Annotated in this window: 17 protein-coding genes; 10 read left to right on the forward strand and 7 right to left on the reverse strand. The window is 64.8% G+C overall.

The annotated features are described in order from the left end of the window. Positions 1 to 186 precede the first annotated feature (186 nt). From FJZ36_12380 to FJZ36_12415, 8 genes are all read left to right on the forward strand, one after another. Positions 187 to 1,344, forward strand: a complete 1,158-nt coding sequence (locus FJZ36_12380) for a citrate synthase (GenBank protein MBM3215699.1) — start codon at positions 187 to 189, stop codon at positions 1,342 to 1,344. Next, a complete protein-coding gene (locus FJZ36_12385) occupies positions 1,236 to 2,276 on the forward strand; it encodes a sugar phosphate isomerase/epimerase (protein MBM3215700.1) in 1,041 nt (346 codons plus the stop codon). The genes FJZ36_12380 and FJZ36_12385 overlap by 109 nt, the downstream gene beginning before the upstream one ends. 406 nt (positions 2,277 to 2,682) lie before the next feature. Continuing rightward, the gene (arc, locus tag FJZ36_12390; GenBank protein ID MBM3215701.1) at positions 2,683 to 4,350 is read left to right on the forward strand and encodes a proteasome ATPase; all 1,668 of its coding nucleotides are present in this window, start codon (positions 2,683 to 2,685) and stop codon (positions 4,348 to 4,350) included. A gap of 100 nt (positions 4,351 to 4,450) precedes the next feature. Further along, on the forward strand, positions 4,451 to 5,962 hold the full coding sequence (locus tag FJZ36_12395) for a proteasome accessory factor PafA2 (protein MBM3215702.1): 1,512 nt from the start codon (positions 4,451 to 4,453) through the stop codon (positions 5,960 to 5,962). Positions 5,963 to 5,974: 12 nt separating this feature from the next. Then, positions 5,975 to 6,175: a ubiquitin-like protein Pup gene (locus FJZ36_12400; protein ID MBM3215703.1), complete on the forward strand. Its 201-nt coding sequence runs from the start codon at positions 5,975 to 5,977 to the stop codon at positions 6,173 to 6,175. A gap of 130 nt (positions 6,176 to 6,305) precedes the next feature. Next, on the forward strand, positions 6,306 to 7,037 hold the full coding sequence (gene prcB, locus FJZ36_12405) for a proteasome subunit beta (protein MBM3215704.1): 732 nt from the start codon (positions 6,306 to 6,308) through the stop codon (positions 7,035 to 7,037). Positions 7,038 to 7,061: 24 nt separating this feature from the next. Then, positions 7,062 to 8,510, forward strand: coding sequence for an amidase (locus tag FJZ36_12410; protein MBM3215705.1), 1,449 nt, complete (start codon positions 7,062 to 7,064; stop codon positions 8,508 to 8,510). Positions 8,511 to 8,587: 77 nt separating this feature from the next. Continuing rightward, the gene (locus FJZ36_12415; GenBank protein MBM3215706.1) at positions 8,588 to 9,373 is read left to right on the forward strand and encodes a hypothetical protein; all 786 of its coding nucleotides are present in this window, start codon (positions 8,588 to 8,590) and stop codon (positions 9,371 to 9,373) included. Positions 9,374 to 9,449: 76 nt separating this feature from the next. On the opposite strand, the gene FJZ36_12420 is transcribed toward FJZ36_12415, so the two are convergent. From FJZ36_12420 to FJZ36_12445, 6 genes are read right to left on the reverse strand one after another with little or no spacing between them, the layout of a single operon-like run. Further along, positions 9,450 to 10,232, reverse strand: a complete 783-nt coding sequence (locus FJZ36_12420) for a LamG domain-containing protein (protein MBM3215707.1) — start codon at positions 10,230 to 10,232, stop codon at positions 9,450 to 9,452. A 14-nt stretch (positions 10,233 to 10,246) separates the two neighbouring features. Continuing rightward, positions 10,247 to 11,635, reverse strand: a complete 1,389-nt coding sequence (locus tag FJZ36_12425) for a DUF4976 domain-containing protein (GenBank protein ID MBM3215708.1) — start codon at positions 11,633 to 11,635, stop codon at positions 10,247 to 10,249. 38 nt (positions 11,636 to 11,673) lie between these two features. Further along, entirely contained in the window at positions 11,674 to 12,879 is a 1,206-nt protein-coding gene (locus FJZ36_12430) for a hypothetical protein (protein ID MBM3215709.1), read from the reverse strand. Beyond that, positions 12,759 to 13,700 (reverse strand): dihydrodipicolinate synthase family protein, encoded by a 942-nt coding sequence (locus FJZ36_12435; GenBank protein ID MBM3215710.1) that lies wholly within the window; start codon positions 13,698 to 13,700, stop codon positions 12,759 to 12,761. Before FJZ36_12435 ends, FJZ36_12430 begins: the two co-directional genes overlap by 121 nt. A gap of 31 nt (positions 13,701 to 13,731) precedes the next feature. Then, entirely contained in the window at positions 13,732 to 14,778 is a 1,047-nt protein-coding gene (locus FJZ36_12440; GenBank protein ID MBM3215711.1) for a Gfo/Idh/MocA family oxidoreductase, read from the reverse strand. A gap of 27 nt (positions 14,779 to 14,805) precedes the next feature. Beyond that, entirely contained in the window at positions 14,806 to 16,281 is a 1,476-nt protein-coding gene (locus tag FJZ36_12445) for a phosphodiesterase (GenBank protein MBM3215712.1), read from the reverse strand. A 149-nt stretch (positions 16,282 to 16,430) separates the two neighbouring features. On the opposite strand from FJZ36_12445, the gene FJZ36_12450 reads away from it, so the two are divergent. Further along, positions 16,431 to 17,273, forward strand: coding sequence for an SMP-30/gluconolactonase/LRE family protein (locus FJZ36_12450; GenBank protein MBM3215713.1), 843 nt, complete (start codon positions 16,431 to 16,433; stop codon positions 17,271 to 17,273). 20 nt (positions 17,274 to 17,293) lie between these two features. Next, complete coding sequence (locus FJZ36_12455) at positions 17,294 to 18,403, forward strand: beta-lactamase family protein (GenBank protein MBM3215714.1); 1,110 nt, start codon at positions 17,294 to 17,296, stop codon at positions 18,401 to 18,403. Positions 18,404 to 18,409: 6 nt separating this feature from the next. On the opposite strand, the gene FJZ36_12460 is transcribed toward FJZ36_12455, so the two are convergent. Next, a partial coding sequence (locus FJZ36_12460; GenBank protein ID MBM3215715.1) for a phytanoyl-CoA dioxygenase family protein occupies positions 18,410 to 18,856 on the reverse strand: 447 nt, incomplete at its 5' end.

Consider the following 18,856-nt stretch of genomic DNA (forward strand, 5'->3'; position numbering starts at 1 on the left):
TTCGTCTGACGAGCATCGCTGCCGTATCGCCTTTACGATCCGGTGGGTAGGTGGCATAATCCATTTGGGAATCCTAGCGGTACGGATCGAGCGCGCACGGCGCTCGTCGGGTTGCCGCCTCGTACTTACCACGTTGGCTTCGACGGTAGATCACGGGCCCGGAGAAGCGCTGAAAGGAAACAGCATATGGCGGCTGTGCAGGAAGGGCTCAAGGACGTCGCCGTCGCAGAGACCAAAGTCTGCTTTATCGATGGCGAAATCGGGAAGCTGTTGTACCGCGGCTACAACATCCAGGACTTGGCGACCCAGGCTTCGTTCGAGGAGGTCGCCTACCTGCTGTGGCAGGGGGTCTTCCCGACCCGGGCGCAGTTGAGCGACCTCAATGAGCAGTTCGTGGCGGAACGGGCGATCGACGCTCGCGTGTTGGATACCATCCGAGCCTTGCCCCGCTCGGCAGATCCGATGGACGCGCTTAGAACCGCCGTCTCGTTCCAGTCCGCCTTCGACCCGGAGCTGGGAGACAATTCCCACGACGCCAACATGCGGAAGGCGGTTCGTCTCACCGCCAAGTTCCCGACCATGATCGCCGCGTTCCACCGACACCATCTCGGGCTCGACCCCATCGCTCCGCTGAGCGAAGATAGCCTCGCCGGCAACTTCCTCTACATGGTCAGCGGCAAGCGACCCGATCCGTACGTGGCGCGGACGCTCGACACATCGCTCGTTCTACACGCCGATCACGGGTTCAACGCCTCGACCTTCACGGCGCGCGTTACTTGCGCCACGCTGTCCGACATGTACGCGGGCGTGGTCGCCGGCATCGGGGCGCTGAAGGGACCCCTGCACGGTGGGGCGAACTTCGCCGTCCTCGAGATGCTGAAAGATATCGGCTCCGCGGCGCGTGCGAAGGACTACATCAACGAAGTGCTCGCCGGCAGGCGGAATGCCCCGACACTTCCGCCCAAGCGTGTCGCCGGTTTCGGACACCGCGTCTACAAGGCGCACGACCCGCGAGCCAACGTCCTGAAGGGCATGTCGCGAACGCTCGGAGAACGGGCGGGCGACCTCCGCTGGATCGAGATCTCCGAGGCGGTCGAACAGGCGATGGACAATGCCGGAATGTCGGATAAGGGCGTCTACGCCAACGTCGACTTCTACTCGGCGTCGTCCTACTACACGATGGGGCTCGACATTTCGCTATTCACGCCGATCTTCGCGATGGCGCGCATCACCGGATGGACGGCGCACATCATGGAACAGCACGACAACAACAAGCTGATCCGACCCATCGAAATCTACGTCGGCGAGATGGACCTGCCGTACGTGCCCATCGACAAGCGCTAGTCGAGAACCGGGCACGGCTCCGTCTCCCATGGGCGGAGCCGTTCCCATCTCCCACGAACGGGATACCGATGCGATTCGGGTGCTGCGTCGCGCTGGCATCGTTCGTGCCTCCGACATCCGGGGCGAGCCAGCTCAACGTCCGCGACGCCCACCAGGCGCGCCTCGCCGCTCTGCCGCCCGCGATGGCGGTGCTCGAAGACGCCGGCTGCGACTTCATGGAGTTCGGTGTGGGCATGGTCGTGCCCGAGTCGCCGGATACGGACTTTGAAGCGTTGCGGGATGTTGTGGCGACGTCGCGCCTGGTTCCCGAGTGTTTCAATAGCTTCATCCCGCCCGATCTGAAGCTCGTCGGACCCGACCGTGACTGGTCTCGCATCGGCCGCTACGTCGGTTCGGCTGCCGAACGTGTCTCCGCTCTCGGCGGCAAGGTGATCGTCTTCGGAAGCGGGGGAGCCCGCAACGTTCCCGACGGGTTTCCGCGAGCCGATGCCGAGTTGCAGGTGGTCGAGTTTCTGAACCTGGCAGCCGGACACGCCCGCCGTAACGGCATCTCCATCGCCATCGAGCCGCTCAACCGGCGCGAATCGAACATCCTGAACAGCGTCGCAGAAGCCGATACGATGGCGAGACGTGTCGATGCCGACGAGATCAACGTTCTGGTCGACTTCTACCACCTCGACGAAGAGCGCGAGGCGATGTCCAGCATCGTCGACGCCGGGTCGCGGGTGACCCACGTGCACGTCGCCGACGCAGGCAGGTTGCATCCGGGCAGCGGCTCCTACGACTATCCCTCCTTCTTCGCCGCCCTCAGCGCCGCAGGCTACGATGCCCGCATCTCAGTCGAGTGCAACTGGCGCGACTACGCCTCGGAAGCGCCGAAGTCGATCGACTTCCTGCGACACGCGCATGCGGCAGCGCAAGCTGCCCGCTGATTCCCGTAATCAGCGGGCCCATCCCTCACGTTGTCCATGTGCCGGGAGAGAGTGCCGGGAACGCCCTCGGCGACGGTTAAACAGGACGCAGGCACAATCCGCGCCGCTACTGAGCTTGACCGCCTTTCCGGCACGTTGTATACTCAAGAACCTTCGTCCGAGCCGTGCAGCCCGGACGCAGCGCGACGTCGGGCGCCCTGCAATGCGTCCGAGCCGGTCGCGACGTCAGGGATCGACCAGAGACGCCGACAATGGGAGGTTCCCCATGATGACCCCGAACAAGCCGCCAGACGGGGAACGCGTGCGTGGTATCCCGCCGCGCGACGACGGATCGGCGGAAGCTCGCGACGACGACATCCGCCGCTACGTCGAGCGGATCCGCGAGCTGGATGGGATCATCGAGGCGATGCAGTCCGAGATGAGCGACCTGCGCCGCAAACTCAACAGCGTCTCCTCGGACGAAGCCGAGATGAAGCTGTATGAGGCATCGCGGGAGATGGTGAAGCTCCATCGTCGGAACCGCGAGCTCAGCGGCGCCCTCCAGGAAGCCAAGGAGCAGCTTTCGCTCCTGCGCGAAAAGGTCGAGAAGCTCAGTGCGCCTCCGAACAACTACGGGGCGTTCTTGGGCCCCAACGAGGACGGCACGGCGAACATCAACCTGCTGGGCAAGAAAATGCGGGTCAACCTCGACCCGTCCATCGCGCTCGAATCGTTGCACCGCGGCCAGGAGGTCATCGTCAACGGCGCATACAACGTCGTTGCCGTCGCGCCGACCGACCGACACGGCGAGGTCGTCAAGGTGAAGGACATCCTCGACTCCGAGCGCATGGTCGTGTCGATGCGCGCCGACGAGGAACGCGTGGTCAACCTGTCGGGCGACCTCGACACCAGCGTTCTCAAGCCCGGCGACAACATCCTGCTGAACCTCCAGACCGGCATCGCCGTCGAAAGGCTCCCGAAATCCGAAGTCGAGGACCTGTTGCTGGAAGAGGTCCCGGACGTCCACTACGACAACATCGGCGGTCTGGAACAGCAGATCGAACAGATCCGAGATGCCATCGAGTTACCGTACCTCTACCCGGAGCACTTCAAGGAATTCAACCTGCGCCCCCCGAAGGGCATCCTGCTCTACGGGCCCCCCGGCTGCGGCAAGACGCTCATCGCCAAGGCGGTCGCGAACAGCCTCGCGCAGAAGGCTCGCGAGATGTCCGGCGACGACCAGATTCGGGCGTTCTTCATCAACATCAAGGGCCCGGAGCTGCTCAACAAGTACGTCGGCGAGACGGAACGCAAGATCCGCGAGGTGTTCCAGCGAGCCCGAGAGAAGGCGCAGGAAGGGATGCCCGTCATCATCTTCTTCGACGAGATGGACTCTCTCTTCCGAACGCGCGGACTGGGCATCTCATCCGACATGGAATCGACGCTGGTGCCCCAGTTCCTCGCCGAGATCGATGGCGTCGAGGGATTGCGGAACGTCATCGTGATCGGCGCGAGCAATCGGCAAGACCTGCTCGATCCGGCGGTTCTGCGACCCGGTCGCCTCGACGTCAAGATCAAGATCGACCGCCCGACGGTCGACGGCGCTCGCGACATCTTCTCGAAGTACCTCACGCCGGATCTGCCGATCCAGTTGGAGGACGCCGCGCCCAACGAGACGCTCGAACAGTCGGTTCAGCGCCTGATTGACCGGGCTGCGGATGCGATGTACCGTGTTTGCGACGAGAACCGGTTCCTCGAGTTGACCTACTCGCGGGGCGAGCGCGAAGTCCTCTATTTCAAGGATTTCGCGAGCGGCGCGATGATCGAGAACATCGTCGCGCGGGCGAAGAAGTGGGCTCTCAAGCGCGCCATCGACGGCGGCAAGAAGGGCATCCGCTTCGCGGACGTCGAACGCGCCATCCGCGACGAGTTCAAGGAAAACGAAGACCTTCCGAACACGAAGAACCCGGATGAGTGGGCAGCCATCTCAGGCAGAAAGGGCGAACGGATCGTCAACGTCAAACTCCTGGTCAGCGCCGAGGAGAAGGAGAAGAAGCGTGACGTCCGGGTCGTCAGTGCGGGTCACTACTTGTAGGCGTCGGGACGGGATCTCCGAATAGCAGTCTGTGAGGACGGGGCGGCGCATGTCGCCCCGTTTCCGCAGTCGGGCGCACGGCAGGAAGGCAGCGGCTTCGGTGGCTCTCCCCAAGGTCATGGGAATCGAGACGGAATACGGGATCATGGTCCGCAACGCCGCGGACTTCGATCCCGTCGCATCCTCGACCCTGGTCGTCAACAGCTACAAGGAGCGCGACCTGCGCCAAGTCGTCTGGGACTACGCGCAGGAGAACCCCCTTCTGGATGCGCGCGGGTTCCAGACGGAGGCAGAAGCCCCTCCGCCCGACGACGAGAGCAACGCCGTCATCAACGACATCCTGACCAACGGCGGACGCTACTACGTCGATCACGCGCACCCCGAGTACTGCACGCCCGAATGCGCCAACGCCCGCGATCTCGTCATCTACGACAAAGCCGGGGAACTCATCCTCGACATGAGCTCGCGCATCGCCGAGCAAGCCCTGGACAACCGCCGCGAGATCATCGTCTACAAGAACAACTCGGACCGGAAGGGTCACAGCTACGGCTGCCATGAGAACTACCTCATGGCGCGCCACACCGCGTTCCAAGCGATTGTCGAAGGCGCGATGCCCTTCTTCGTGACCCGCCAGATATTCGCCGGTTCGGGCAAGGTGGGGGCTGAGAACGGGTCGGATCCCATCGACTACCAGATATCCCAGCGGGCGGACTTCTTCGAAACCGAGGTCGGCTTGAGCACGATGGTCGACCGCCCGATCATCAACACGCGCGACGAACCCCACGCGGACGAGAAGCAGTTCCGGCGGTTCCACGTCATCGTCGGCGACGCGAACATGTCCGAATACGCCAACTACCTCAAGGTGGGAACCACGGCGCTGGTTCTATCGATGATCGAAGACGGCATCGTCGACGGGCAGTATCGTCTGAGGAATCCGGTCCAAGCGATCCGAGACGTGTCGCGCGACATGACGTGCCGCAAGCGCATCCGTCTGGAAGACGGACGAGACATGTCGCCGATTGCCATCCAGCGCGCCTACCACGCCCTCGCCAGCCAGTATCTCGGCGACAAACCCGCCGACGAGCACGACGAGATCCATCGCGACGTGCACGCGAAGTGGGGCGAGGTTCTCGACAAGCTCGAGCAAGACCCCATGCAGCTCAGCAAGGAGCTGGACTGGGTCATCAAGTACTCGTGGCTCTCCGCATACCGCAAACGCCACTCGCTCCAGTGGGACGACCACCGACTGACGATGTTGGACCTCCAATACCACGACGTTCGCCCCAACGTCGGCATGTACTACCGCTTGGAGAAGGCTGGGCACGTGCGCCGGATCGTATCTCAGGAAGCGGTCCTCCATGCCATGACGAACCCGCCGATGGACACGCGAGCGTACTTCCGGGGCATGTGCCTCAAGCGGTTCCCGCACGAGGTCCACGCCGCCAGTTGGAACTCGCTCATTTTCGACATCAGCGGCAAGGCGCTCCACAAAATCCCGATGCAAAACCCGCTGCGTGGCACGAGAGCCATGGTCGGCGACGTGATCCAAGGATCGCGTTCCGCCGCCGAACTCGTCGAAGCCATCGAACGCAAGCCCGGTGAAAGCAGTTAGGAGGCGTTCACCATGCCCGAATCCAGTCAGAAACAGACCCAGCACGAAGAGGCGAACCGGGAAGCCTCCGAGCAGGAGATGAACGCCGAGGTCATCGAAGAGGGACAAGCCCTCAAGGATGACATCGACAAACTGCTGGACGAGATCGACGAGCTGCTCGAGGAAGACTCGGAGGAGTTCGTCGAGAACTACATCCAGCGGGGCGGCGAGTAGCAGCCTGCCGTCATCGGCACTCGATCCACTCAAACCGACCGACCGCTGCTTGGGAGACCCGTCTGTGTGGCGCCATGAGCTGGCTCAGACCGATTTCATCGCGTTGATCCGGGAGCGCCATCCGCACCTGATGCCGACCACGTTGGATACGGAGTCGTCCGCGCTCGCCGGCGCCCCTCACGGCACGACGATCCTCGCGCTCCGCTACGCCGACGGCGTCATCATCGCGGGAGATCGACAGGCGACCTCCGGCTACGAGATCGCCGACCGGAACATCGAGAAGGTGTTCACCACCGACGATCACTCGGCAATCGCCATCGCCGGCGTGGCGGGACCCGCGATCCAGATGGCGAAGCTCCTGCGGACGCAGTTGGAGTTCTATGAGAAGGTCGAGGGAACGGTTCTCACTCTGGAAGGGAAGGCGAACTACCTGGGCTTGATGATTCGCCAGAACTTCCCGGCGGCGATCCAGGGACTGATCGTCGTGCCGATCTTTGCCGGCTACGACCTGCGCCGCAACGAAGGACGCATCTTCAAGTACGACATCACGGGCGGCAGGTACGAGGAGGCGGAGTACTTCGCCACGGGTTCCGGCGGCAAGGACGCGCGCACGACCTTCAAGAAGCGCTACCGGCGTCGGATGCCGCTCAATGACGCCCTCCGTGCGGCGGTCGAGGCGTTGATCGACGCCAGCGACGAGGACACAGCCACCGGCGGTGTCGACGACATCCGAGGCATCTACCCGACGATCAAGACGGTGACGCGAGACGGCATCCACGACGTTGGCGTGTCGGACATCCGCCAGGTCACCGAAGGGATCCGCGCCGACCTGCGCGAGCTCCACGCGCCGGACGACGAATAACGACACGACGGTTCGGATGCCCGCATGACTTCACCGGTGTTCTGGTCCGCTGCCGAAGCCGCCGCCGCCATCCGCGAGCGGCGTATCTCCGCGTCCGAGCTCTGTGCCGCCTACCTGGACCAGATCGCCCGCCACAACCCCAGACTGAACGCCATCGTCACGCTCGACGCAGACGCCGCGCGTGTCCGTGCTCACGCAGCCGACCGAGCCCTGGCGTCCGGCGAGGTCTGGGGACCCCTCCACGGCGTGCCCGTGACGATCAAGGACTCCCTCGAAGTCGCTGGCATGCGCACGACGAGCGGCTATTCGCCTCTCGCCGATCACGTGCCGGAGCACGATGCGACGGTCGTCGCGCGGATCCGCCAAGCTGGGGCGATCATTCTCGGCAAGACGAACCTGCCGCCACTCGCCGGCAACTTCCAGACGGACAACCCGCTCTTCGGGCGGAGCGCCAATCCGTGGAACCTCGAGCACACGCCGGGCGGATCCACGGGCGGGGGAGCCGCCGCCCTCGCCGCCGGGCTGTCGGCGCTGGAGATCGGCAGCGACATTGGCGGATCGGTGCGGAACCCCGCCCACTACTGCGGCGTCTACGCGATCAAGCCCACGGACAACCTCGTGTCGAGGGCGGGGCACATCCCGGAGTTGCCGGGCGTTCTGCCAGGCATCCGGCACATGGGCGTCATGGGCCCTATCGCCCGCTCTGTGGACGATCTGGAGCTCGCTTTGACGCTCATCGCCGGTCCCGACGGGCGTCGGTGGGAGGTTCCGCCGGTTCCGCTGATCCGTCAGGAGACGCAGGCGCTCCCATCGCTGCGGATCGCGTGGACGGACACGTTCGGATTGCTCCCGACTGAGGAGACCCGACGAGCGATCACGGCGCTCGCCGTCACACTGGAACGCGCAGGATGTCACATCGAGCGCCGCGAACCGGCTGGCTTCGATTTCGAGTCGTGCTGGCTCGCGTGGGGCGAGCTCTTCGAGGCGGAGGTCGGTTCCACGATGTCCGACGAGGACGAAGACGCGCGGCTCGATCTGATCGGCGCCCGGTTGGACTCGGACGATCCGCTCGCGCGGGGCATCGCACGCGGAGCCCACGCGACGATGCGCGCGTTCGCCTCCGCGCTGAACCGACGCGACGTGCTCATCGGGAGTTTGGAGGCACTGTTGGGCGAGTTCGATGCGCTGATCTGCCCGGTGACAGCGACTCCCGCCATCGCCCACCAACCGACCGGCGACCCGATCCGCGTAGACGACCGAGGGGTACCCTATTGGCTGGCTGGACTCGCCCACTGCACGCCGCTCAACCTGACGGGGCATCCCGCCGTCGTACTGCCGCTGACGCGTTCGTCTTCGGGTCTGCCCATTGGGGTGCAGGTCGTCGGCAGGCGCTGGGGCGACATGTCGCTCCTTGCCGTCTGTCGAGCAGTCGATTCTCTCATTGGACGGGTAGGACCCCCTCCGGGCTGCTAGGCAGCGCCGGCGCGACATGGTTTCCGGTGTCCTCACAACATGGAAACGGATGAACGGCACAAGAGGAGGAGCCCACGATGCATCGGTACCTGAGATATGGTCTGGGGATCGCCGCGCTGATCGCGTTTGGGGTGGGTGCAGCTCACGCGCAAGAGCTGGACGCCGTGAAGACGAAGACCTATCCGGTCTACAACACCGGCGGATTCAAGATCAAGATCGATGCCCAGTACGGCGATTGGGACTTCGCCAAGACGGTTCTGGTCATGGGCAAGGACTCATGGGAGCCCCTGGGCGGGACTCGCGACAGCGACAAGGACATCACGGCGCGCATGCGCGTCGTTTATGACGCGAACAACCTCTACTTCGCCGCCATCGTCGATGACGACGAGTACGTCGCCGACGGCGCGAACCCGTGGGAGAACGACGGAGCCCAACTTGCCATCGACAGCTCCGGTGGCAAGATCGCAGCCGGGTGGCCCAACGGCACGACCCACCTCTACAACTTCGCCATCAAGAACGGCTGGCTCAAGGAGGCGGGCCCCTTCCAGGGCGACGCCGAGATCCAGATGAAGCGCGACGAGGGCGCGAAGCAGACTCTGTTCGAGTGGCGGATGCCCAGCGACATCTTCGCCAAGAAGGGAACCGAGCTGAAGGCGGGCGCTCAGATCGCGTTCGCGATCATCTTCAACGACAGCGACAAGAACGCGCCGGGACAGACCGGCTGGGTCGGGTGGGGTAACCACACGATCGTCTTCGGCAAGAACCCCGAAGAGATGCAGACGCTCGTCCTCGACGCGAAAGCGCTGTCTGTCGAGCCTGACGGCAAGGCGACGACGACTTGGGCAGGGCTCCGAGTCCCGTAGCCGGATACCCACACAGAGGAACGGGCGGTACGTCGGACGTACCGCCCATGGCGTGCTCAGAGCCGGAGAAGCACGCTCAGCGCTTGGCTTCTGCCCACGTTGTCGCGAGCTTTGCCTTGGCATCGACGGAGAGCCCGCCTCGGAGCGCCGCAGACAAGCCCTCCTTCGCGATCTTCGCGATGTCGGCTTCGTCGAGGGCGACGTTGAAGATTGCCGCGTCGTCGATGATCCCGACGAAGTAGGACCCACCGCCCCAGCGGCCTATCTCGACCACCTTATCCGTCACCGGATGCTTCCCGGCGCGTGTGCTCTGACCCGCTCGAACTCCGTCCACGTAGATCTTGATATGGTCGACGCCGCCCTTGGCGTCCTCGTCATAGGTCGCAGCGAAGTGGATCCACGTCTTGAGGGACGGAACCGCCGCGCTGGCTCTGGGCTCCCAGTTGCCAGCGACCTTGATGAAGGCGGACATGCGGTTCCCCTCGCCTGGGGGATCGATGCGCAGCAGGTACTCATCGCTCTTGGCGATGATCTGCCGCCAGTCGCCGATGTCCTTGGCGTAGAAGTACGCCATCATCGTGAGCTGCTTGCCGCACTGCAGCTCCGGCGCGTCCGGAATGCTGACCCAGGACTTGCCGTCGAACTCCAGCGCCTTGCCGAACTTGCCGTCCGTCCACTTAGCGCCGGTGATGGTTCCGGTGAACTTGTGGGCCCCGCTGTCGGGAACGTCTCCGCCCTTGCCCTCGTCCATCAGCCAGACGCCCACAGCAGTGGCTGGGTCGATCGCGGCTCCCGCCGCAAACACGCCGAGCAGGTACGTCACAGCGCACGCCACGACGGTATGTCTCATGCGAGGCATCGTCTCCCTCCATCTCACGTCTCGGTGTCCTTGGTGAACACCTGGTTGCGCGGAACGGCGGTCTCCAGGTTGCCGATCTTCCGCATGGTGATGTCCTGTTCCTCCGTCGGGTCGGGCAAGCCCGTCTCCGACAGCCGGCGCTGCAGGAATGCCTGAAGCTCTCCGCGAAGCTGCGCGGCGACTTCCGGCGCTTCGTCGATGAGGTTGCGCTGCTCCTCCGGGTCCGAAACCAGGTCGTAGAGCTCGTCCGTCGTCTTGTTGTAGACGACCGGCGTATGCCCCGTCTCGACGATCAGCTTCCAGCGGTTCGTCCGCCAGGCGCGTTTGCGCATCCACCCGTTCTCGGTCATGTAGATCGCATCGCGGCTGCCGGCGTCGCTCGCGTTCTCGATGACCGGCTTGAGCGAAGCGCCCTCCATCCGCTCGTCCGCCGCGACCTGTGACAGTCCGCAGAAGTCGAGGATCGTCGGCGCGATGTCCGAGTGGGCGACGATGCCCGCGCGACGCTCGTTGAACGGCACGTACTCCGGGTGACGGAACACGAGCGGCACGTGCACGTTCGTGTCGTAGAGCCCGTGGTGGTCGTACCACAGGGCGTGCTCGTCGAGCTCTTCGCCGTGGTCCGCCGTGATGACGATGAGCGTGTCATCCATCAGGTCGTGATGCGTCAGGTAGTGCCAGAGCTGCTGCATGGAGTGATCCATGTAGGCGATCTCGGCGTCGTAGAGCGAGTTGACGTAGTTCCGGTCGGTCCAGACCTTCGCCTTGGCGCGGTTGTCCGGGTCATCGGCGTCGGGCTTGAACATCCAGTTGAGGAAGTAATACTTGAACGGCTCGCAGTCGTAGACCTCGTCCATCGAACGGTTCTCTGGGTCGCACTCGTCGCCCGTGTAGAACATGCGCTCCCACGGCTCAGGCGGCAGGTAGGGCGTGTGCGGATCCCAGTAGTGAAGGAACCCGAAGAAGGGCTTGTCCTGCGCCCGCGCCTGGTCGAGCAGGCGGAACACGGTCGAGTTAACGGCCTCGGCTTTCCGGGCCGCCTTGTGGCGCATCGTCCACGAGTAGCCCTCGTAGAGCTGGAACCCACGCGCGAACCACCTGCCGAGGTTGTCCGCCGCGAAGGTGAAGTAGCCCTGCCCCTGCATGATCTCAGCGAGCGTGTGGATGCCCTCGTCGAGGTTCAGCTTGCCGCCCTGCGTGACGATCTGGTGCGTCAGAACGTCCTTGCCGGTGAAGAGCGTCGTGTGTCCGGGATGGGTCGGGATGTGCGGCGCGATGCACGTCTCGAACACGGTTCCCTGAGCTGCGAGGTCGTCCAGGTAGGGCGACGTCAGGTTGCTGTGTCCGTAGAGTGACAGGCTTCGCGCGCGCGTGGTGTCGAGTGAAATCAGGATGACATTCATTCGGATATGGGCTCCCTCGATGCGCTCGATTGCGTGATCTAGAACTCGAAAACTCGGACTTCGTAGACCTGGGCGCACCCCGACCGGTCGGAAGTGTATACCACATGCGAGCCGTCCGGGCTAAACGACGGGTGCGGGTGCGTGTGCTGCGGCGCGTGAACCTTCGGATACGGCTTCCGCGAGTACGGGAACGGACCCGCCCAGTGGTCGCCCACATTCGACGCTCCGGGGAAGCAGAGCGTTCGCCGTGCGCCAGTCGCCGCATCGACGAGCTGGAGCCCGATGTCCGGCAGCGTCGTGTCGCAGACGAACGCCGTGCCGTCGAGGCGAGCACTGGCGTGCCACGCGTTGAGCTCTGCAACCGTCCTGACCTTCCCGGACTCGGCGTGCGCCATCCGAAGCCCCCGGGGCCAGTCGGTGAAGACGATCTCCAGGCTCCTGGGAACCCACGACTCGTGCGTGACCCATTCCATCGGCTTCGACGGATAGAGGTACCGGTTCCCCGACCCGTCGCGTCGAATGACCCAGATGCGCTGATCCAGCGGGCCCGCGTACTGGATCCACGTGTCGTCGTCCGGGCAGAACTGGACGTGCATCACCGTGTCGCGCTCCAGGATCGTCTCCGCCGCTCCCGTGGACGTGTTGACGACGACGATGGAGTCGCCCTTCGGCGTTCGCTCCGCCACGGCGAGCCACTTGCCGTTGGCGCTCAGCGAGCAGCTCGCCGATCCGCCGGTGATGGAACCAGCATGGTCTCCGATGCGCCGCAGGCAGGTCTCCGCGAGCGTCTCGGCGTCCATCGCCCAGACGCCGCCACCGGCGATGAAGTAGACCCCCGATCCATCGCGTGACGGAACGACCGACCACTCGTTGAGATCGTCTCGGTCGGTCATCTGGAGCAGCGTGCCGCCGCGACCCATCTCGCAGAACACGTTGGGCGCGCCGGTGCGGTGCGAGACGAAGTGGAGCCGTTCGGGCTCCCTGGCGAAGGCGCAGATGTAGAAATAGGGGTGGTGCGTCAGCGATGGATGCGTCGTGACCTGTCGGACTTCCGCGCCGGTCTGCGGATCACGATAGGAACGGGATTCCGATGGGAACGTGTCGCCCTTCGCCATCGGGTCCCTCAGTTCGGGCAGTCGAGGCCGAGGGCGGTCAGGGCGTCTCGGATCGCCGCGACGGCTTCGGGACGTAGCGAACGGAGCGGGCCCCGCATGTGCATCGACGGGAACCGTCCCAGGAGCCATCGGGCGCACTTCATCCGCTGGTGGGCGTCGCCGCTCGGTTCCCCGAAGGAATAGACGATCCTCGACAACGGATCGACGAGCGCTTGCGCCTTCCGCGCTCCCGACAGGTCTCCCGCCAGTGCGCACTCGACGATCTCGACGATGAGCTCTGGCACGAAGCCGGCGAAGCCCACGAGAGCGCCGTCGGAACCCTCCAGGAGCGTCGGCAGCAGGTATTCGTCGTGGCAGGTGAGGATCGACACGTCGGGATGGGCCGCCTTGAGTGTCTCGTAGTCGTAGCGCCATCGCGCCATGTCGCGCGTGCCCATCTTGATCGAGACTACATGCGGCATGGCGGCGAGCGCGAGCATTTCGCGCAGGCTGTAGCCCGCCTTCGTCCACGTCGGGTACTGGTGGACGATGATGCGGATGTCCGCACCCAGAGCCACGTCCTCGAAAAATCCGAGCGCCGTCTCGCTCGTCCGCCCAAACCGCAGCCAGTGATGCGGCGGCATGAGCAGGATGGCGTCCGCGCCGGACTCCTTCGCCGCGACTGCCTGATCGATGGCTTCGAGGCTGCCCTCCGCCGACACGCCCGACACGACGCGCACGCGCTCGCCTGCGGCTTCAGAGACGATGCGCGTCACCTCGGCCCGCTCGCGCGCACGGAGCGATGTGATCTCGCCCGTATGTCCGTTGCAGACGACGCCACGGATGCCCTCGACACGCGACAACTCGTCGATATACGCGGCGAGACCCTCAGCGTCGATGGAATCGTCGTCGTGGAACGGGCACAGCGTGGCGGGGAACACGCCCGTCCACGGGATGCGCTCTCGGCTCATCTGCCTCCTCATCCAAGGTCTCAGTGCTGCGTCAGAGCGGCAGCGAGACTCGCCGCCCCTCTTTCGCCGAGCGGTACGCGCCGAGAATCATCTCGATGCAGACCTTGCCAGCGCGAGCGTCCGCGTGGGGCACATCGGGGTTCTTCAGGTACTCGATGAAGGGACGCGCGACGGCGGCGATCCGCGCACCATGTCCGGCGGGAATCTCGAAGCCCAGGTCCTGCCAGCCGCGGTCCGCCTGGTCGGCGCGGTAGAGCTTTAGGCCGATGGGGTTGGTGATCCCCTTCGTCGAGGTCGAGGGCCCATCGTCGTGGTTCTGGATGACGACGCCCCTATCGCCGTAGACCTCCGTCGTGTTCTCGCCCGCCCAGACGACCGACGAGTTCAGAAGGATCGCCATCGCGCCGTTCTTGAACCGGTAGATGGCGCACCCCGTGTCGTCGGGAGCCGCCGTCGTCAGCAGGTTGTCGATCTCCGCGACGACGCTGACCGGCTCCCCCAGTATCCACAGCAGGAAGTCGGCGGCGTGGGAGGCGTCGTCCATGAACATGCCCATGTTCTTCACGGGATCGACGTGCCACGACGAGTGGAACGCCTCGTTGAAGAGCACACCGATGCAGTGACGCCGTCGGACGATGCCAATCTTGCCCAGCGTCCCGTCGTCGATGAGGTGCTTGATCATCTGGTTCATCGGGTCTTGGCGCATCTGGTACGCCATCGAGAAGAGGACTCCCGACTTGTCCACGTCCGAGATGATCTGGTCGCAGTCCTCCAACGTCAGCGCCATCGGCTTCTGAAGGAGAACGTTCTTCTTGGCGTCGGTGGCCATTCGGACCATTTCGGCGTGCCGATAGGTCTCGATCCCGATCATGACCGCGTCCACTTCCTTGTGGCGTGCGACCTCTTCCGGCGATTTGCAGAGCTGCATCCCGTACTGGCTCGCCATGGAGCCGCCGCGACTGGCGTCGTCATCCCAGCAGGCGACGAGGCGCGCATCCTCGAAGTTGGCGATCTGCGAACAGTAGGACCCAACGTGACCGTGAGCGAAGCTCAAAATGCCGATGCCGATCTTAGCCATCGTTTGCCCTATCCTGCGTAACAGCGATCAGAGGTAGCCGAGCTCCTCCAGCCGCTGTGCGATGACCGCTTCGTCATCGTCGGTGAACGTGTTGCCGGTCTCGAACCGTCGCAGCAGGCTCGTGCCGTGGAAGGCTTCTGGCGGCTCGACTCCGAAGAGATCGAGCACCGTCGGAGCGACGTCGAGGAGTGACATGCCCTCAATGGGAACTTCGCGCGAGGGAATCCCGGGCCCGGCGGCGATCAGGATGCCGTTCTCGGCGTGGTTCGCGTCGTCGGGGCCCGTGTCGTTCTCGAAGACGTGAACCGATCCGGTGCCCACCTGTCCGATGGAACGCCAATGGAGCCCGCCGAAGATGGCGATGAGGTCCGGCGCGATCCCCCGGACGTTCCGGTAGATGTCCTCCGGCTTGTAGACCCCCGTGCCAATCGGATTGCCGTTCTCGTCGCCCAACGCTTCGAGCCCGGCGATGAGTTCGGATCGAAGGGCATCGACGCCTTCCGCCGGAACGGTTCCGTTGGGCTCCCGACCCTCGACGTTCAGGAAGATGCGTCCGTAGTAGCCGCCATCGCCCCAAGCGCGCGTGCCGGACCAATCCACCATGCTCGGCATCAGCCGGGTCGGCGCGGTCGGCTCCGAGAGCAGCTTCAGATATCCGTTGCGGATGAGCCACTCGTTGACGCAAATGCCTCCGTCCATTCGCTTGGCGCCGTGGTCCGAGACGACGAAGACGGTCGTCTCGTCGCCCAATGCCTCGAGGAGCTCCCCCAGGTGTTCGTCGAGCCGAATATAGAACTCGCGCATCGCGGTCGCGTACGGATGTCCCGGTTCATGGAGCCGATGCTCCGGGTCGGAGAACCGCCAGAAGGCGTGGTGGATGCGGTCGGTTCCCATCTCGACCATCGCGAAGAAGTCCCACGACTTCGACGCCACGAGATGCTTGGCGACGCGGAAGCGCTTGTCCACCATGGCGTAGAGCTGCGTCAGTAACCCGTCGCGGTCGTTGGTGCGGAACCCGGCGACATCCAGCATGTACCCGTCGGCGACGCGCTGGATTTCCGCTCCGAGCTGGGGCGGATGGGTGAAGGGTCGGTTCGTATCAGGCGTGAGGAAGCACGAGACGAGGTGTCCGCGCACGGACTTCGGCGGGTACGTCAGGGGAACGCCGAGGACGATGTTCTCCCTGCCCTCTGCTCCGAGGACATCCCACACCGCTGGTTCGTTCACGGAACCCGATGACGCGAAGAACAACCCGTCGTACGAGTAGTCGAGCCGGTTGCGGAACCCGTAGATGCCCAGCGAGCCCGGATCCTGGCTCGTCATCATCGACATCCACGCCGGAACCGTGATGGGCGGGATCGTGCTCGCCAGCGAACCGTGAACGCCGCGCGACACAAGGCTCTTGAGGTTCGGCAGAGAGTCGAGCCATGCCCCGAACAGGAACTCCGGTGGCGCGCAGTCCAACCCGATGAGGGCAACGCGCCGATCCACGTGGTCGGTCATTCGAGCCTTCCTCCGGTATTTGCCCGTCGCGAGCCAATATAGACGCCCCTGCGCCGCCCGTCAATCCCGGCGCTTGCGCGGGCGAGGGCGACCTGTCAGGCTTGTCGTCCGCGCCGACGCCGATCCGAAACCAACACGCGGGAGAACCCATGTCCACCGACACCCTCTACGTCGCCTCCGACTTCACGCCGCCCGGCGGGTTCACCCAAGGCATCGAGGGACCCGCCTGCGACCGCCACGGGAACCTGTACGCCGTCAACTACGTCCGCCAGCACACCATCGGCAAGGTGACTCCCGACGGCGCGTGCGAGGTCTTCCTCGAACTGCCCAACGGCAGCATCGGCAACGGAATCCGGTTCGACAGCCGTGGCAGGATGCTCATCGCCGACTACACGAACCACAACGTGCTCGTCGTGGACATGGGAACGCGCGACATCCACGTGGGTGCCCATGAGCCGACGATGAATCAGCCCAACGACATCGCCATCGGAGCCAACGACATCGTCTACGCGAGCGATCCGAACTGGGGCGCGTCGACGGGTCAGATATGGCGCGTCGAACTCGACAAGGGCGTGACACGCCTCGAAGCGGACATGGGCACGACGAACGGCATTGAGATCAGCCCCGACGAACGCACGCTCTACGTCAACGAGACCGTCCAGCGGAACATCTGGGCGTACGACCTGAGCCCTGGCGGCAGCATCTCTAACAAGCGGCTCCTCCATCGGTTCGACGACTTCGGTATGGACGGCATGCGCTGCGACATCGCAGGGAACCTCTACGTCACGCGGCACGGCAAGGGAACCGTCGCCGTCGTGTCCCCCGATGGCGACGTCGTCCGCGAGATCGCTCTGACGGGCAAGATGCCGACGAACATCGCCTTCGGCGGGCACGACGGACGTACGTGTTACGTCACTGTCGCCGACCGGGGTAACGTGGAGACCTTCCGCGCCGAGTTCCCCGGCAGAAGCTGGCAGTTGTTCCGGCGCTGACTCGCGCGAAGGAGTGACCCATGATTCCCCTGGAGCTCGCCTCGTCGGCTGGGCTGGATTCGCTCCGCCTGAAGCGCGCCTTCGACCTGCTGGATCGCGCCGTCTCCGACGGAAGGCTTCCGGGCGGAGCCATTGCCGTCTCGCGTCACGGTTCCGCCGTCGAACCGCACGTCTTCGGCGTCCGCGATCCGTTCCGAGATTCCGAGCCAGTATCCCGCGACACTCTCTTCCTCGTCGCCTCGGTGACGAAGCCGGTGACGGTCTGCGCCGTCATGCTGCTGGTCGAGCGCGGGTTGGTTCTGCTGGAAGACCCGGTATGCCGGCACGTCCCGGAGTTCGCCGCCAACGGCAAGGAGGGCGTTTGCGTCCGCCACCTGATGACGCACACGTCCGGCTTGCCCGACATGACCCCAAGTAACGCGGAACTTCGGCGGAACCACGCGCCCTTCAGCGAGTTCATCCGCGAGATCTGCTCGCTGCCGCTGGGGTTCCCGCCCGGCACGAGCATCAGCTACCAGAGCTGCGGAACCGCGATGCTTGCCGAGATCGTGGCGCGCGTGACCGGGAAACCTGCCCGGGACTTCCTGCGCGACGAGGTCTACGAGCCGCTGGGGATGCGGTCGTCCTCGCTGGGGATCGTCCAGGAGCGCGCGCACCGGGTCGCGCCGGTCAACGTCGGAGCGGACATGCGCGACACGGACTGGGGCTGGAACAGCGACTACTGGCGGAACTTCGGCGCGCCGTGGGGAGGCATGTTCTCGACGGTCGGCGACCTTCAGCGGCTCCTTCAGACCTTCCTGAGCGGCGGCTCGCTCGATGGCGTCAGCGTCTTCAGTCCCGCGACCGTCGCCGCGATGACGACCGATCACAGCTCGCAGTATCCGCTCATCCCGCCGGAGACCCGCGCGGCAAATCGGTGGGGGCTCGGGTGGAACCTCGCCGCGAACGGCTGCCTGTTCGGCGATCTCGTCTCCCGGCGGACGTTCGGACATGCCGGAGCGACGGGAACGCTGGTCTGGGCAGACGCGGAGCGCGAGCTCACCTGCGTGATCTTCACGACGGAGCCGTTCGACCGGAGCCAGCCGTTGTTGACCCGATGTTCCAATCTCGTCGCCGCGAGCGCGCTGTAGGTTCGGTCAAGCGACTGGGAACCACTCGCCCGCCAGCGGCTCGCCGTCGGCGACCTCGATGGTCGGCACGAGGACGTGGTGCGGCGACTGGGCGTTGTGATAGCGCACTCCCTCCGCCATGAAGATCATGACGAACGCTCGGCGCTGACGATCCGTTCGGTTCGCCGGCGTCGCGTGGAAGTTCAGGCAGTGGTGGAACATGCACTCTCCCGCCCTGAGCTCGACCGGTGTGCCGATGGACGCATCGGACGAGGCGATCGTGTCTCTGTCAGTCCGCGCGGGCTGTTCCCCGCGCTCGCTCGCCGCGTTCGCCGCAACCACGTCGGCGGCTCGCGCCTCCGGGCTGAACCTCGGATCGCGGTGGCTGGCGGGAATCACGTGCATGCAGCCGTTCTCGACGGTCGCGTCGTCGAGTGCCAGCCAGCAACTGACGATCCTGGGCGGGCTGAGGGG

The sequence above is a fragment of the Candidatus Poribacteria bacterium genome, assembly GCA_016866785.1.
In the GTDB taxonomy this organism is placed as follows: domain Bacteria; phylum Poribacteria; class WGA-4E.